General features: G+C 63.3%; 17 protein-coding genes. 11 read left to right on the top strand and 6 right to left on the bottom strand.

The genetic code is table 11. The features are described 5' to 3' along the window. The 4 genes from folE to PSOLE_RS16070 all read right to left on the bottom strand — a co-directional run bounded on the left by folE (window position 1) and on the right by PSOLE_RS16070 (window position 2,345). Window positions 1–546 carry a GTP cyclohydrolase I FolE gene (folE, locus tag PSOLE_RS16085; protein ID WP_003460872.1) on the bottom strand — a complete coding sequence of 182 codons (546 nt, stop codon included), beginning with the start codon at window positions 544–546 and terminating at the stop codon, window positions 1–3. Between the two features lie 77 nt (window positions 547–623). Beyond that, window positions 624–1,181, bottom strand: coding sequence for a Smr/MutS family protein (locus PSOLE_RS16080; protein ID WP_003460873.1), 558 nt, complete (start codon window positions 1,179–1,181; stop codon window positions 624–626). A gap of 165 nt (window positions 1,182–1,346) precedes the next feature. Further along, entirely contained in the window at window positions 1,347–1,667 is a 321-nt protein-coding gene (locus PSOLE_RS16075; RefSeq protein ID WP_074857906.1) for a hypothetical protein, read from the bottom strand. 81 nt (window positions 1,668–1,748) lie between these two features. Further along, on the bottom strand, window positions 1,749–2,345 hold the full coding sequence (locus tag PSOLE_RS16070) for a cysteine hydrolase family protein (protein ID WP_074857908.1): 597 nt from the start codon (window positions 2,343–2,345) through the stop codon (window positions 1,749–1,751). Between the two features lie 155 nt (window positions 2,346–2,500). On the opposite strand from PSOLE_RS16070, the gene PSOLE_RS24955 reads away from it, so the two are divergent. Then, window positions 2,501–2,629, top strand: a complete 129-nt coding sequence (locus tag PSOLE_RS24955) for a hypothetical protein (protein WP_017679228.1) — start codon at window positions 2,501–2,503, stop codon at window positions 2,627–2,629. A 78-nt stretch (window positions 2,630–2,707) separates the two neighbouring features. Then, complete coding sequence (prmB, locus tag PSOLE_RS16065; RefSeq protein ID WP_074857911.1) at window positions 2,708–3,628, top strand: 50S ribosomal protein L3 N(5)-glutamine methyltransferase; 921 nt, start codon at window positions 2,708–2,710, stop codon at window positions 3,626–3,628. A gap of 231 nt (window positions 3,629–3,859) precedes the next feature. On the opposite strand, the gene PSOLE_RS16060 is transcribed toward prmB, so the two are convergent. Next, window positions 3,860–4,660 (bottom strand): hypothetical protein, encoded by an 801-nt coding sequence (locus tag PSOLE_RS16060; RefSeq protein ID WP_074857913.1) that lies wholly within the window; start codon window positions 4,658–4,660, stop codon window positions 3,860–3,862. 36 nt (window positions 4,661–4,696) lie between these two features. After that, window positions 4,697–5,659: an alpha/beta hydrolase gene (locus tag PSOLE_RS16055; RefSeq protein WP_039964689.1), complete on the bottom strand. Its 963-nt coding sequence runs from the start codon at window positions 5,657–5,659 to the stop codon at window positions 4,697–4,699. Between the two features lie 298 nt (window positions 5,660–5,957). On the opposite strand from PSOLE_RS16055, the gene aroC reads away from it, so the two are divergent. The 9 genes from aroC to PSOLE_RS16005 all read left to right on the top strand — a co-directional run bounded on the left by aroC (window position 5,958) and on the right by PSOLE_RS16005 (window position 12,608). Beyond that, window positions 5,958–7,049 carry a chorismate synthase gene (gene aroC, locus PSOLE_RS16050; RefSeq protein WP_003460880.1) on the top strand — a complete coding sequence of 364 codons (1,092 nt, stop codon included), beginning with the start codon at window positions 5,958–5,960 and terminating at the stop codon, window positions 7,047–7,049. Then, on the top strand, window positions 7,046–8,206 hold the full coding sequence (locus PSOLE_RS16045) for an MFS transporter (protein ID WP_003460881.1): 1,161 nt from the start codon (window positions 7,046–7,048) through the stop codon (window positions 8,204–8,206). The genes aroC and PSOLE_RS16045 overlap by 4 nt, the downstream gene beginning before the upstream one ends. 16 nt (window positions 8,207–8,222) lie before the next feature. Then, window positions 8,223–8,762 carry an acireductone dioxygenase gene (locus PSOLE_RS16040; RefSeq protein WP_074857916.1) on the top strand — a complete coding sequence of 180 codons (540 nt, stop codon included), beginning with the start codon at window positions 8,223–8,225 and terminating at the stop codon, window positions 8,760–8,762. A 61-nt stretch (window positions 8,763–8,823) separates the two neighbouring features. After that, window positions 8,824–9,015: a PLDc N-terminal domain-containing protein gene (locus tag PSOLE_RS16035; protein WP_003460883.1), complete on the top strand. Its 192-nt coding sequence runs from the start codon at window positions 8,824–8,826 to the stop codon at window positions 9,013–9,015. 77 nt (window positions 9,016–9,092) lie between these two features. Next, complete coding sequence (locus PSOLE_RS16030) at window positions 9,093–9,563, top strand: histidine phosphatase family protein (RefSeq protein ID WP_244597264.1); 471 nt, start codon at window positions 9,093–9,095, stop codon at window positions 9,561–9,563. A 3-nt stretch (window positions 9,564–9,566) separates the two neighbouring features. Further along, window positions 9,567–10,247 carry an alpha/beta hydrolase gene (locus tag PSOLE_RS16025; protein WP_371821418.1) on the top strand — a complete coding sequence of 227 codons (681 nt, stop codon included), beginning with the start codon at window positions 9,567–9,569 and terminating at the stop codon, window positions 10,245–10,247. Then, window positions 10,247–10,945, top strand: coding sequence for an SDR family oxidoreductase (locus tag PSOLE_RS16020; protein WP_074857922.1), 699 nt, complete (start codon window positions 10,247–10,249; stop codon window positions 10,943–10,945). Before PSOLE_RS16025 ends, PSOLE_RS16020 begins: the two co-directional genes overlap by 1 nt. A 373-nt stretch (window positions 10,946–11,318) precedes the next feature. Then, window positions 11,319–11,663 carry a ribonuclease E inhibitor RraB gene (locus tag PSOLE_RS16015; RefSeq protein WP_003460887.1) on the top strand — a complete coding sequence of 115 codons (345 nt, stop codon included), beginning with the start codon at window positions 11,319–11,321 and terminating at the stop codon, window positions 11,661–11,663. 237 nt (window positions 11,664–11,900) lie between these two features. Continuing rightward, window positions 11,901–12,608, top strand: a complete 708-nt coding sequence (locus PSOLE_RS16005; protein ID WP_074857925.1) for a type 1 glutamine amidotransferase — start codon at window positions 11,901–11,903, stop codon at window positions 12,606–12,608. Window positions 12,609–12,981 lie beyond the last annotated feature (373 nt).

The raw sequence follows: 12,981 nt of genomic DNA, 5'->3' as shown, positions 1-12,981 counted from the left end.
TCAACGAACCAGATTGAGGAATTCGCCGCGGGTCGCCGGGTTGCTGCGGAATTCGCCGAGCATCACCGAGGTGACCATGGAGGAGTTCTGCTTCTCCACGCCACGCATCATCATGCACATGTGCTGCGCTTCGATGACCACTGCCACGCCGAGTGCGCCGGTGACCTGCTCAATTGCTTCGGCGATCTGCCGGCTGAGGTTTTCCTGGATCTGCAGGCGGCGGGCGTACATGTCGACGATGCGCGCTACCTTGGACAGGCCGAGCACCTTGCCGTTGGGAATGTAGGCAACATGGGCCTTACCGATGAACGGCAGCAGATGATGCTCGCACAGCGAATACAGCTCGATGTTCTTGACCAGCACCATCTCGCTGTTGTCGGAGCTGAACAGCGCGCCGTTGGTGACCTCTTCCAGCGTCTGCTGGTAGCCACGGCAGAGGTACTGCATGGCCTTGGCGGCGCGCTTGGGCGTGTCCAGCAGGCCTTCGCGGGAAACGTCCTCGCCAAGCTGGCCAAGGATCGCGGTGTACTGTTGTTCCAGGGACATGGAAAATCCTGTTGGGTATCGAATGGGCGCAGGGTAGGGCGCCGACAGGGGCCTGGCAAGAGTGCCAGGTTCTCTGATTACTCGTCGCGACCATCCATCATGGTGCGCTTGAGGATGATGTATACCGCGCCGGTGCCGCCGTGCTTGGCCAGGCAGGAGCTGAACCCCAGCACCTGCGGGTGCTGGCGCAGCCAGGTGTTCACATGGCTTTTGATCATCGGTTTGCGCCCATCCATGCGCACCGCCTTGCCGTGGGTGACGCGTACGCAGCGAATCTCCAACTTGGTGGCTTCGGCGAGAAACTCCCACAGCGTGTCGCGCGCTTTCTCGACGCTCATGCCGTGGAGGTCGAGGCTGCCGTCGAACGGAATCTGGCCCAGCTTGAGCTTGCGCATCTGACCGTCCTGCACGCCGTTGCCGGCCCAGTACAGCGGGTCTTCAGCGCCAACGTCGATGACGAACTGGTCGGACAGCCCGTCCACCTTGATCTCGCCCTGGCTGATGGTTGCAGCCTGGCGCAGGGTGTTGAACTGTTTACGGTCAGTTTTGGGTTTGCCGGTATCGGCGCGGTCGTGCTTGATCGGCTTGACGCCGCGCAGCTCGGCCTGGAACAGGGAAAAGTCGTCGTCTTGCATCGGTGGCTCCGCGAAACAGGCTGGCATTTTACCCAAATGCCGGCCGTGTAAGCGTAGAAAGACGAATTTGTAGGAGCCCGCTTGCGGGCGATCATCAATTCGATTGAAGAAGAGCATCACCGGCAAGCCGGCTCCTACGGTTTTTGGTGCTGTGTTTTCGGGTGATCAGTCGCGCTTTTTCATCAATGATGGCGACAGGCTCAGATCGCTGGGGCGACGCAGGCGTCTGCGGCAGCGACGCCAGAAAGCGATCCCGGCCCACAACAGGAACAGGCCGAGCAGCAGCAGGACGGTGGCCTCGCCGGTGGAGTCGTTGAGCGTACCCAGTACCGGCGCGCGGCCTGCCAGCGAGGCGACACCCGCCATCGCCAGCAGAATGCCGAAGGCAGCGAGCAGGGCGCCCAGGCCGGCTCCGATACGCAGGCGCCAGTTTTTCGGCGGGCGTGGACGCAAGCGGCGTGCATCGAAATCGTCGGACAGCTTCATTCCGATTTCCTTTGGCTTATCCTCGGTATGACCGGCTGGTCGCGTCCGGGTTCCGCAGTGCTGGCGATACTGCTTCAGGTTTCACACCAGCGATTTGGCGTGCGGCACCAAGGTGGCGAAATTGTCGGCCAAGGCGATCATCTCGATGCGGTGCACCTCGGCGGCGGCGATCACGCTGCCATCCGGTGCAGGCAGGTCGCGGGTAGCGCAGGCAGCATCGACCAAGGTACAGCGATACCCGTAGTCCTTGGCTGCGCGCACGGTGGTGCTGACGCTCGAATGGGTCATGAAGCCGCAGACGATCAGGTCAAGATGGCCGAGCGCCTGCAGGCGGTCATGCAGCTCGGTACCAGCGAAGGCGTTGGGCAGGCGTTTTTCCACCACGATTTCGCCTGCCAGTGGCGCTGCCTCCGGTAGATGACGACCGCGCGGGCCGCTGGGGTCGAGCAGGCCGCCGGGAATGCCGAGGTGTTTGACGTGAACGATGTCGGCACCGGCACTGCGCGCTGCTGCCAGCAGGCTGGCGATCTCTGCCAGTGCGGGGGCCAGGCCCGGCAGCGCGAGGACGCCGCTGCGGTACTCTTCCTGGGCATCGATGATCAGCAGGGTCGCATTGTTCAGGCTGGCCGGTGCGTGGCCACGACCGGTGAGCTGGAACATGGTTTGCGGATGGGACATCTCGGGCTCCTGGCTGATGGTGATAATGTGCCATTGTCCGCTTGCCAGGGCGCTCTGTGAACCTCTATCTGCGCCAAGGCTTGCTCGGTGCATTTTGCCGGAGCAGAATCGGAACTGCCCTGAAGGACTCAGGGTCGTACGCAAAAGGAGTTGCCATGTCACTTTTGTCGCAGTTTTCCCCGCATTTCTGGCTTCTGTTCTCCATCGCCGTGGCCATCGCCGTTCTGCGCGAGCTGCGCCGTCCTGATGACGATGCACTGCGCAAGAAGCGCGAGCGCTCATGAATGTTCGTTAACCGCTCATTCATGCGCTGGCCACCCGCACTGGGCTAAACTTCCGCACTTTTCACCCGGAGGCCGCCCGTGACTGCTCTCACTACCCGTTTACGTACCCTGCGTGATTACATCCGCTGGGCCGTCAGTCGTTTTCAGGCCGAGCAACTGTTCTTCGGCCACGGCACCGACAATGCCTGGGATGAAGCGCGTCAGCTGGTGCTCGGCGCGCTGCACCTGCCTTGGGAAATCTCCGACGCCTATCTCGATTGCCGCCTGGAAGACGACGAGCACGCTCACCTGCAGACGCTGCTCAAGCGCCGCATCGAAGAGCGCGTACCCACCGCCTACCTGCTCGGCGAAGCCTGGTTCTGCGGTTTGCCCTTCGTCGTCGATGAGCGTGTGCTGGTGCCGCGCTCGCCGATCGCCGAGCTTATCGACCGTCACTTCGCCCCCTGGTTGCCAACCGAGCCGGCGCGCATTCTCGATCTGTGCACCGGTTCTGGCTGCATCGGCATCGCCTGCGCCTACGAATTCCCCGAAGCGGAAGTGGTGCTGGGCGATCTGTCGTTCGACGCGCTGGAGGTGGCCAACCTCAACATCGAGCGTCATGGCCTGGAGGAGCGCGTGTACTGCGTGCAGGGTGATGGCTTCGCCGGGTTGCCGGGGCAGCGTTTCGACCTGATCGTCTCCAACCCGCCTTATGTCGACGCCGAGGATTTTGCCGACATGCCGGCCGAGTACCAGCACGAGCCGGAGATGGGCCTGGCCTGCGGCAATGATGGCCTGGATCTGGTGCGACGCATGCTGGCTGAAGCGGCCGATCACCTGACCGAGCGTGGCGTGCTCATCGTCGAAGTGGGCAACAGCCAGGTGCATGTCGAAGCGCTGTACCCGGAAGTGGATTTCACTTGGTTGGACTTCCAGCGCGGCGGGCATGGTGTGTTCCTGCTGGCGGCCAAGCAGTGTCGCGAGCATCAGGCACTGTTTCGTTCGCGTATCGAAGGCTGATTCGCCGGTGCGCACCAAGGGCTGTTAGAGCGTAGGGCTAAGGCTGATCAGATAAGTTCTTTACCCCTCTCACTTACAGTGGAGGGGGCACTTTCTGTAGGAGCCAGCTTGCTGGCGATGCTTTTTATGGCGGATCGCCGGCAAGCCGGCTCCTACAAGGACCGAGGGCAACGGCTCAACTGAATGGCATTACTTTACGGGCTGATTTTTCGCGGCTTCCGCCGCAATGGATCAGCGTGTGGCGATCCAGATCAGCAACCCCGCCTGAAACAGGCTGAACGCCACCAGGCAGGTGATGGTGAAGCGCAGGCCACTGTCGTCACGCTTGAGACGCTCGAGCCGATCTTCCAGCTTGCGCAGTTTGACGTCCTGCTGCTGCAGCGTCTGGTCGGCCTGCTGCAGCATCGCCGCGGCGTCCAGCAACTCGATGATCTGTACCTTCTCTGCATGCCAGTCGCCATGCAGCGAGCTGACGCGCGGTGCGCTGTAGAAGGGCTTGAGTTGCAACGGGTCGCTGTACTCGATGGTGAAACCCTGCGCCTTCAGCGCGTGGTCACGGCGGGCGCGGGCGGCGTCGTTGAAATTGTCCTTGGTCGGCAGGGCGGCGCCCTCGACCTGGTAGTGCGCGTACTGCTTGCGCGCCCAGGCAATGCCCTGAGCCATGAGAAAACGCCCCAGGCCGCGATTGGCCGGTTCTACGCTGAGGCCCTTGTCCGGGCCGAAGCGAACTTCCTTGCGCTGATGGTCGGCCCAGACCTCCAGCAGGTTTTGCTGGCGATGCAGGCGCTGGCCGGGCACCTGGATGGTCAGGCGCAGCAGGCTCGTGTCTTTGGCGTGGCGTTCCACCCGGCCAAGCTGGACGAAGCGCAGCGGCCGCGGACCGGTTTCCCGGTCGACGGGCAGTGGCGCCAGACGCAGCAGGCTGAATTGCTCGGCTGGCAGGTCCGCCCAGGGATGCGGCGCGGCAGGCGTTTCGCTTGTCGCAGCTTCGGCATCTGGCGCTGGTGCCTGCGGGGCTGGGTTTTCGCTCATGGGCGTCCTGTGTACCGTTCGGTGGCCTTCGATGCGTTATCGGCCATTTTCCTCAGTACTGGAGCGAATGAAGGACAGGATCCGTTCGCCCAGCGCACGGGCCAAGGGTAGCTGCGGATCGTCGTAGGACGCCAGCTGTTCGTTCCAGGGCGCCGGGGTGATGCGCATGACGTGGTTCATGCCGGCGATCATCGCCAGTTCGGCATCGGGCTTGGCCTGCTTGAGGGCTTCGGCGTTGTCGGGGCTGACCTGGGCATCGTGGGTGCCTTGCACGATCAAGGCGGGGATCTGCAGCGCGGCGAAGTTCTCCGCCGGGTCCTGGCGCAGCAGGCTGATCAGGTAGGGCTGCACGCTGGGGCGATAGATCGCTTGCAGTTCCTTGGGCACCTCGGGCTGCAGCTTGCCGCGGATCAGGTTGGCGAGGATGTGCCTGCTCTCGGCCAGGAGCGGCGGCGGCAGGCGCATGGCCAGCTGCATATCCAGCACCTGGCCAACGGGGTAGGCGGGGCCGGCGATGGACACCAGTGCATCGGCCTGGCTGGCGGGCGCGGCCAGACTGGAGATCAGTGCGCCCTCGCTGTGACCGATCAGGATCAGTCGATCAAAACGCGGATCGTCCCTGAGCAGCTTGGCCCAGCCTTCGACATCGGCCACGTAACGCTCGACGCTGAGGTCCTTTTCGTCCGGCGTGGCAGCGCGGCTGGCGGCGACGCCGCGCTTGTCGTAACGCAGGCTGGCGATGCCATTGCGCGCCAGGACCTGGGCCAGCTTCTTCAGTGCATCGTTATGGCCGCCCTCGGGGTTGTTGCCATTGCGGTCGGTGGGGCCGGAGCCAGCGATCAGCAGCGCCACTGGCACCGGCTTGTCGCTTTGCGGCACCAGCAGGCTGCCGTACAGGGTGCCCTGGTCGGTGTCGAGGCTGATGGGTGATTGCTGGGTGGTGTTGGCCTGAGCCAGGCCGGTGATCAGGGTGAGGGACAAGAGTAGAGCTCGTAGCATGATGGGAACAAGGTAGTGGCAGACTGGCGTTGGACGCGTTCGGCTGGCCAAGGTTCGGGCACTTCTAAAAACTAGCTGCGTTATCATCACTGCGTTAGAAAACAGGCTCAAATGCTCATTTACAGCCCGTAAACTCCGCTTTTCGCCTGTTTTCAGCCTTGTGCTGACTGCCTCGCTTACGTTTTTAGAAATGCCCGTTCGGGGTGAACTGCAAGTTATCGGCAGGTATACTCGCCCACCTTGTGAATCGGGCCTGCGCAGCGCCGGGCCTGAGCTGAATTTCGCGGAGCGTCTTCCCATGTCCGGCAATACCTACGGCAAGCTGTTCACCGTCACCACCGCTGGCGAAAGCCATGGCCCGGCGCTGGTCGCCATCGTCGACGGTTGCCCGCCTGGTGTCGAGATTACTCTGCAAGACCTGCAGCGCGACCTCGATCGCCGCAAGCCTGGCACCAGCCGCCACACCACGCAGCGCCAGGAAGACGACGAGGTGGAAATCCTCTCCGGCGTGTTCGAGGGCAAGACCACCGGCTGCTCCATCGGCCTGCTGATCCGCAACACCGACCAGAAGTCCAAGGACTACTCGGCGATCAAGGATCTGTTCCGCCCGGCCCACGCCGACTACACCTACCACCACAAGTACGGCATCCGCGACTACCGTGGCGGCGGCCGCAGCTCGGCGCGCGAAACTGCCATGCGTGTGGCGGCCGGCGCCATCGCCAAGAAGTTCCTGGCCAGCCAGGGCATCGTCATCCGTGGCTACATGAGCCAGCTCGGCCCCATCGAGATCCCGTTCAAGACCTGGGACAGCGTCGAGCAGAACGCCTTCTTCAGCCCCGACCCGGACAAGGTGCCGGAGCTGGAGGCCTACATGGATCAGCTGCGCCGTGACCAGGATTCGGTCGGCGCGAAGATCACCGTGGTCGCCGAAGGGGTGATGCCGGGCCTCGGCGAGCCGATCTTCGACCGCCTCGACGCCGAACTGGCCCATGCGCTGATGAGCATCAACGCGGTCAAGGGCGTGGAGATCGGCGCCGGCTTCGCCTGCGTCGCCCAACGTGGCACCGAGCACCGCGACGAGCTGACTCCGGAGGGCTTCCTCTCCAATAACGCTGGCGGCATTCTCGGTGGTATTTCCAGTGGCCAGCCGATCGTTGCCCACCTGGCGCTCAAGCCGACCTCCAGCATCACCACGCCGGGGCGCTCCATCGACGTCGACGGTAACCCGGTGGATGTGATCACCAAGGGCCGTCACGACCCCTGCGTGGGCATTCGTGCCACGCCGATCGCCGAGGCGATGATGGCCATCGTGCTGATGGATCACCTGCTGCGTCACCGCGCGCAGAACGCCGACGTGCGCGTCACCACACCGGTGCTGCCACAGCTGTGACCTGGGCGCGTGCGGCCCTGCCTTACTGGCGGCTGTCCGGCTTCTACTTCTTCTACTTCGCTCTGCTCGGGGGTACGGCGCCGTTCCTGGCGCTGTACTTCGACCACCTGGGCTTTTCTCCGGCGCGGATCGGCGAGCTGATCGCCATTCCCATGCTGATGCGCTGTCTGGCACCGAACCTGTGGGGCTGGCTGGGTGACCACACCGGGCAGCGCCTGTTGATCGTACGTTTCGGCGCGCTGTGCACCCTGGTCTGCTTCGCCGGCATCTTCTTCAGTCAAAGCTACGCCTGGCTGGCGCTGATCATGGCCACGCACGCCTTCTTCTGGCATGCGGTACTGCCGCAGTTCGAGGTCATCACCCTGGCCCATCTGCGCGAGCAGGCGGCGCGCTACAGCCAGATTCGCTTGTGGGGGAGCATCGGCTTTATCGTCGCCGTGGTCGGCCTCGGCCTGCTGTTTGAGTGGCTGAGTCTGGATGCCTATCCGGCAGCGCTGCTGGTGATCATGGCCGGTATCGTCGTCAGCAGTTTCTGGGTGCCCAATGCACAGCCTGTGCTGCGCCCGAGCACGCTGGAGCCGGAAGGCTTTGTGCGCCAATTGCGTCGCCCCGGCATCCTCGCGTTTTACCTCAGCGTCGGGCTGATGCAGTTGAGCAACGGCCCGTACTACACCTTCCTCACTCTGCACCTGGAGGGCGTTGGCTACAGTCGTGGCGCCATCGGGTTGTTCTGGGCCTTGGGGGTGGCGGCGGAGATCCTGCTGTTCCTGGTCATGGCGCGACTGCTGCAGCGCTACTCGCTGCGCGCGGTACTGCTGGCCAGCTTCCTGATCACCGCCATGCGCTGGCTGCTGCTGGGCGGTCTGCCCCAGTACCTGCCGGTGCTGCTGCTGGCGCAGTGCATGCACGCCGCCACCTTCGGCGCGTTCCATGCTGCCTGTATCCACTTCGTGCAGCGCAGTTTTGCGGACCGCCAGCAGGGGCAGGCCCAGGCGCTCTATGTCAGCCTGGCCGGCATCGGCGGTGCGTTGGGCGCGCTATATGCCGGTTACAGCTGGAAGGGCCTGGGCCCGGCCTGGACCTTCGCCATCGCCAGTCTGGTAGCCTTGCTGGCAGCCTTCATCATTGCCACCCGTCTGCCGCCCGAGCGACCCTGAATCGAGTGAACCCTCCATGAGCAGCCTCGCCGTCTACCCGCACACCTCCCCGGAACTGCCGAACAAGGTTCTCAACCACGCCGACGATATCGCCAGCACCCTGTCCGCGGTGGACATCGACTATCGCCAGGTGGAATTGCCGGCTGCGTTGCGCCCTGGTTGCGAGCAGGCCGAGTTCGACGCTGCCTACGGTCTGTGGCTGCAGGCGTTCCTGGGCAAGGAAGGCTATGTGCAGCAGGAGCTGTTCAACCTGCAGCGCAATCATCCGCAGAAACTGGAGCTGCGCGCTCGGTATTTGGACGAGCAAGTGCAGTCTAGCGCCAGTACCTGGTTGTTCCTGGGTGGTTTCGCCCAGCTCAGCGTGCACCTGGATGGCTACGTGTATGTGCTGCAGGGGGAGCGTGGCGACCTGCTGACGCTGCCGGCCGGCACTCGGCACTGGTTCGACCTAGGTGAAGAACCGCACGTGCTGGCTCTGCGCCTGAGCCTTGGCGACGAGACGCCAGAGCGGACGGGCGACGATATCGCCAGCCGCTTTCCGCGCCTGGGGGACTGAGGGAACCCCAGCCAATCAACGACTATCCTATGCAGGCAACCTTTCAGACAGGAGTGTCGTCATGGGTTCCACCTTCAATGGGCTGCTCGGCCTGGTCATCCTGGCCCTGGATATCTGGGCCATCATCAACGTGGTCAAAAGCAACGCGGAAACTGGAATCAAGATTCTATGGATTCTGCTGATCGTGCTGTTGCCGGTGATCGGCCTGATCATCTGGGCGCTGATGGGGCCGCGCGGCAACGTCAGAATATGAGGCGTCTATGGCTGCTGGACTTGGTACTGCTGCCGCTGTTCAGTGTGGCGGCAGATAACGCCGACGCCTAGCAGGCATTGCGCGAAGGTCGTGCGCTGATACTCATGCGTCACGCCACCGCGCCGGGTACGGGCGACCCGGCGAACTTTCGCCTGGGACAATGCGAAACCCAGCGCAACCTCAACGCTCAAGGGCGTGCCGAGGCCCGGCGCTGGGGCGAGTTGCTCGCGCGTCAGGGGATCGAACAGCCGCGGCTTCTCAGCAGTCGCTGGTGCCGCGCGCTGGACACGGCCAGCAACATGCAGCGCGGCCCGGTACAACCATTGGCTGCGCTGGATTCGTTCTTCGGCACGCCCGAGGATGGTGCCGAGCAGACGGCGGAGCTGATTCGCTCGATCAACCAATTGCCTGCTGGCGCGCCGTTGGTGCTGATTTCTCATCAGGTCAATATCACCGCCCTGACCGGCATCTTTCCGGCGTCGGGCGAAGGGCTGATTCTGGCTTTGCCCCTGCGTCCGCGTGCTGAGCCTCTGGCGCGCAGACCCTAGCAACTGCTCTATCTGCATGGTGGCGCCTTCATGATCGGCGGGCCGGATACGCACCGGGGCATCTGCGCCAGCCTGGCCAAGCGTGGTGTCCTGGAGGTCTGCGCGCTGGATTACCGACTGGCGCCGGAGCATCCCTATCCGGCGGCGCGCGATGATGTGGTGGCGGCTTACCAGGCATTGTTGGCGGCCGGCTATAGAGCCGAACAGATTGCCATTGGCGGCGACTCGGCGGGGGGCAACCTGAGCCTGGTCGGCTGCCTGCGCATCATCGAACTCGGTCTGCCGGCGCCCGCCGCGCTGGTGTGCTTTTCGCCGGCCACCGATTTCACTGGCGAGCAGATGCACGAGCCGCACGCCGGCGATCCACTGATCCACCCCAGCTGGATCGAACAGGCTGCCGATCTGTATTGCCCGGCTGACCTGCCGCGCAACGACCCGGGCATGTCACCGGTGTTCGCCGACCTCAGCCAACTGCCGCCGAAGCTGATTCAGGTGGGCGAAGACGAGTTGCTGCTCAACGACAGCCTGCGTCTGGCCGAGCGCGCCAAGGCGGCCGGGGTGAACGTGCGCCTGGAGCGTTATCCGGGGCTGTGGCACGTGTTCCAGGCGCACGTCGGCATGTTGCGTACGGCAGATTACGCCATTGCCCGCGTGGCGGCCTTTCTCCGTGAACGGGGCTTGTGATGAGCAGCATCCTCATCAGCGGTGCTGCATCGGGCATTGGCGCCGCCACCGCGCGACTGTTTCACACACGGGGCTGGCGTGTCGGACTGCTCGATGTCGATGAAAAGGCGCTGGTCGCCGAGCTGGGCGGCGCGTGGCATGCGCCGCTGGATGTGGTCGAGGCCGCAGCAGTGAAGGCCGCGCTGGGCGATTTCTGCGCGCTGAGCGGCGGTCAGTTGCGCCTGCTGTTCAATGGCGCAGGCATTCTGCGCACCGGTGCCTTCGCCGATATCGAGCTGGAGCAGCACACGCGCCAGGTACAGATCAATGTGCTCGGCGTGCTCAATCTTTGCCATGCGGCCTATCCCTATCTCAAGGTCACGTCAGCGGCGCAAGTGATCAACATGGGCTCGGCCTCGGCGCTCTATGGCGTGCCGCAACTGGCCAGCTACTCGGCCAGCAAGTTCGTCGTGCGTGGGCTTACCGAGGCGCTGGAGCTGGAGTGGCGTGAATACGGCATTCGCGTGGGGGATCTGATGCCGCCATTCGTCGACACGCCGATGGTCCGCAGCCAGGCGAAGCGTCCGCCGGTGATGCGCCGTCTCGGCGTGCGTCTGGAGGCCGAGCAGATCGCCGAAGCAGCCTGGAAGCAGGCCCACGGCAGCACCGTGCATCGCCCGGTGGGGCTGCAATTCGGCCTGGTGTTCAGCCCTGGGTAGATCACGCTGGGCTTGATCAACAGGTTGCTGATGGCCTGGCTGAGTCGCCCGTGCGTTCCGGCGAGGCATGCAGGCTGGCCAATTGCCGTCGGTCGTCGGCTTTGTCACAAAGGCTTTCTGGGCGACGCCAATCTCGCGTTTAGCGGCTACTCTTGGGGTGACGGTTTTCAGCCCGGCGTTCTGTCGGGCAGTCGTCGATACGCTTGCAGTAGACACATCGAGCACCAGCTCGATTCTCGGGGTGGCGTCACTTGGATGCTTCTGTAAACGCAGGGTGTTTTCAGAGGTTTCCGGTAGAGGCCGCGACACCGTACCTAGGACGGTCGTATTGGGAAAGCGGTTAATCCATCCATAGCCTGAGAGGGGGTCGTTTATGAGCACAGCCTTCCACGAAGACTCCAGCACGTCGGTGCTGCGTCGGATGAAAGAAGGGGGATTCGACTTCGCCCAGTTTCACCCGATCGAGTTCTACGCCATCTTTCCCGACGAAGAACGGGCCAGAATGGCGGCCAGAAACTTTCGCGGCGAGTCGCTCAACGCCCAGATATTCGCCCGCGAGGACGGTATATGGCACCTGCAAATCAGCAAAGTGATGTACGCCACCCATGCCGGTATCGGCGCCTTTGAACATGACCTGGAGTCCATCGTCGTCCCGCTGGGCGGCAAGATGGATGGCTGGGGCGTTACCCAGGAGGTGAAAGCGTCAGCCATGCGTTAGGGAAACACTGAAAAAATTGTCATGCCCGCGCAGGCGGGCATCCAGAACCAGCGAATTATCTGGGCTCCCGCCTTCGCGGGAGTGACGATAGCCGGCTTTTTCAGGACATCCTCAAATGTGGATGCAGCGGCGTCCATCCGCTCAGACCATCGGCCGGCTGGCCGGCCGATGGCTTCAAACCCCAGCCTACCTCGACTTGCCAATCCTTCTCGCGCAGACTTCGCGGCGGAGGTGCTCATGGCCGATGTTCTGATCCTGACTCATATCGATTATTGCCCGCCAGCCCATCTGGCGCAGGTGCTGCAGGTGCGTGGCTGCAGCTTCGACGTGTTGCGTGTCGATCTGGGTGAACTGCGCGGTTACGACCTGGAGCGACCCAAGGCGGTTGCCGTGATGGGCGGGCCGATGAGCGTCAACGACCCACTGGCCTGGATCGCCGACGAAGTGGCTGCGCTGCAGCGTTTTATCGAGCGCGACATTCCCATCATTGGTCACTGCCTGGGCGGCCAACTGCTGGCCAAGGCACTGGGTGCCACTATCCGCCGTATGCCCTACACCGAGGTCGGTTGGCAGAGTATTCAGCGTCGCTCAGAAACAGCCGATAGCCCCTGGTTGGCGCATTTGCCTGAAGCGTGCAGCATTTTCCAGTGGCATGGCGACACTTTCGCGCTGCCAGACGGCGCCCAGCCCCTGCTGTGCAGCCGCTGGTGCGACAACCAGGCCTTCGCCTGGGGTGACAAGGTGTTGGCGTTGCAAGGGCATCCGGAAATGACCGAGGCGTTGATCGAACTCTGGCTCGACGACTGGGCACATCTGCTCGATGCTAGCCAGCCCAGTCAGCAGAGCATCGCCGAGATGCGCGAAGGTCTGAGCGAGAAGGTCAGGTTACTGAATCAGGTGGCCGAGGGTTTCTACGCGCACTGGCTGAAACTGGCTGGGCTTTGACGTCCCCAAAGAGCGGGTAACAATAGCTCTGTTGCTTCTGGCCTGGCAGGAGATCTCTCATCGTTTGGAGATATGGCATCGTCGTGCGGTTAACCGATACATCGCCGTCACGCGAGAGCCTATTCCCTGAGCGGCGCTGCTCCTACAAGGGTTATTGGACGCCATGCGGTAGGAGCCCCCCGCCCCGGGGCGAAGCCTTTGCAGTGCCAGGCTCTAAAGCGCGTGAGCGCCGATTTTTCCAGCGCCTACGGGCCCCAATAATTGAAGTAGTAGATGTTGCCGGGCTTGATCTCGATATCGATTTCCCCACCGCACTTGATCGTGCGCGTTCCGGGCATTATCTCCCCGACCTCGTGAAGCTGATGAGGCCAGT

The organism is Pseudomonas oleovorans subsp. oleovorans, assembly GCF_002197815.1.
GTDB lineage: Bacteria > Pseudomonadota > Gammaproteobacteria > Pseudomonadales > Pseudomonadaceae > Aquipseudomonas > Aquipseudomonas oleovorans.
This window is presented reverse-complemented; position numbering and strand designations above follow the sequence as displayed.

Bases quoted from the DNA above. Each gene is read 5' to 3' on its own strand.
- PSOLE_RS16060 (WP_074857913.1), bottom strand. From the start codon at position 4,660: ATGAGCGAAAACCCAGCCCCGCAGGCACCAGCGCCAGATGCCGAAGCT.
- PSOLE_RS16005 (WP_074857925.1), top strand. From the start codon at position 11,901: ATGGCCGATGTTCTGATCCTGACTCATATCGATTATTGCCCGCCAGCC.
- aroC (WP_003460880.1), top strand. From the start codon at position 5,958: ATGTCCGGCAATACCTACGGCAAGCTGTTCACCGTCACCACCGCTGGC.
- PSOLE_RS16015 (WP_003460887.1), top strand. From the start codon at position 11,319: ATGAGCACAGCCTTCCACGAAGACTCCAGCACGTCGGTGCTGCGTCGG.
- PSOLE_RS16040 (WP_074857916.1), top strand. From the start codon at position 8,223: ATGAGCAGCCTCGCCGTCTACCCGCACACCTCCCCGGAACTGCCGAAC.
- PSOLE_RS16055 (WP_039964689.1), bottom strand. From the start codon at position 5,659: ATGCTACGAGCTCTACTCTTGTCCCTCACCCTGATCACCGGCCTGGCT.
- PSOLE_RS16070 (WP_074857908.1), bottom strand. From the start codon at position 2,345: ATGTCCCATCCGCAAACCATGTTCCAGCTCACCGGTCGTGGCCACGCA.
- PSOLE_RS16020 (WP_074857922.1), top strand. From the start codon at position 10,247: ATGAGCAGCATCCTCATCAGCGGTGCTGCATCGGGCATTGGCGCCGCC.
- folE (WP_003460872.1), bottom strand. From the start codon at position 546: ATGTCCCTGGAACAACAGTACACCGCGATCCTTGGCCAGCTTGGCGAG.
- PSOLE_RS24955 (WP_017679228.1), top strand. From the start codon at position 2,501: ATGTCACTTTTGTCGCAGTTTTCCCCGCATTTCTGGCTTCTGTTCTCC.
- PSOLE_RS16080 (WP_003460873.1), bottom strand. From the start codon at position 1,181: ATGCAAGACGACGACTTTTCCCTGTTCCAGGCCGAGCTGCGCGGCGTC.
- PSOLE_RS16035 (WP_003460883.1), top strand. From the start codon at position 8,824: ATGGGTTCCACCTTCAATGGGCTGCTCGGCCTGGTCATCCTGGCCCTG.
- PSOLE_RS16075 (WP_074857906.1), bottom strand. From the start codon at position 1,667: ATGAAGCTGTCCGACGATTTCGATGCACGCCGCTTGCGTCCACGCCCG.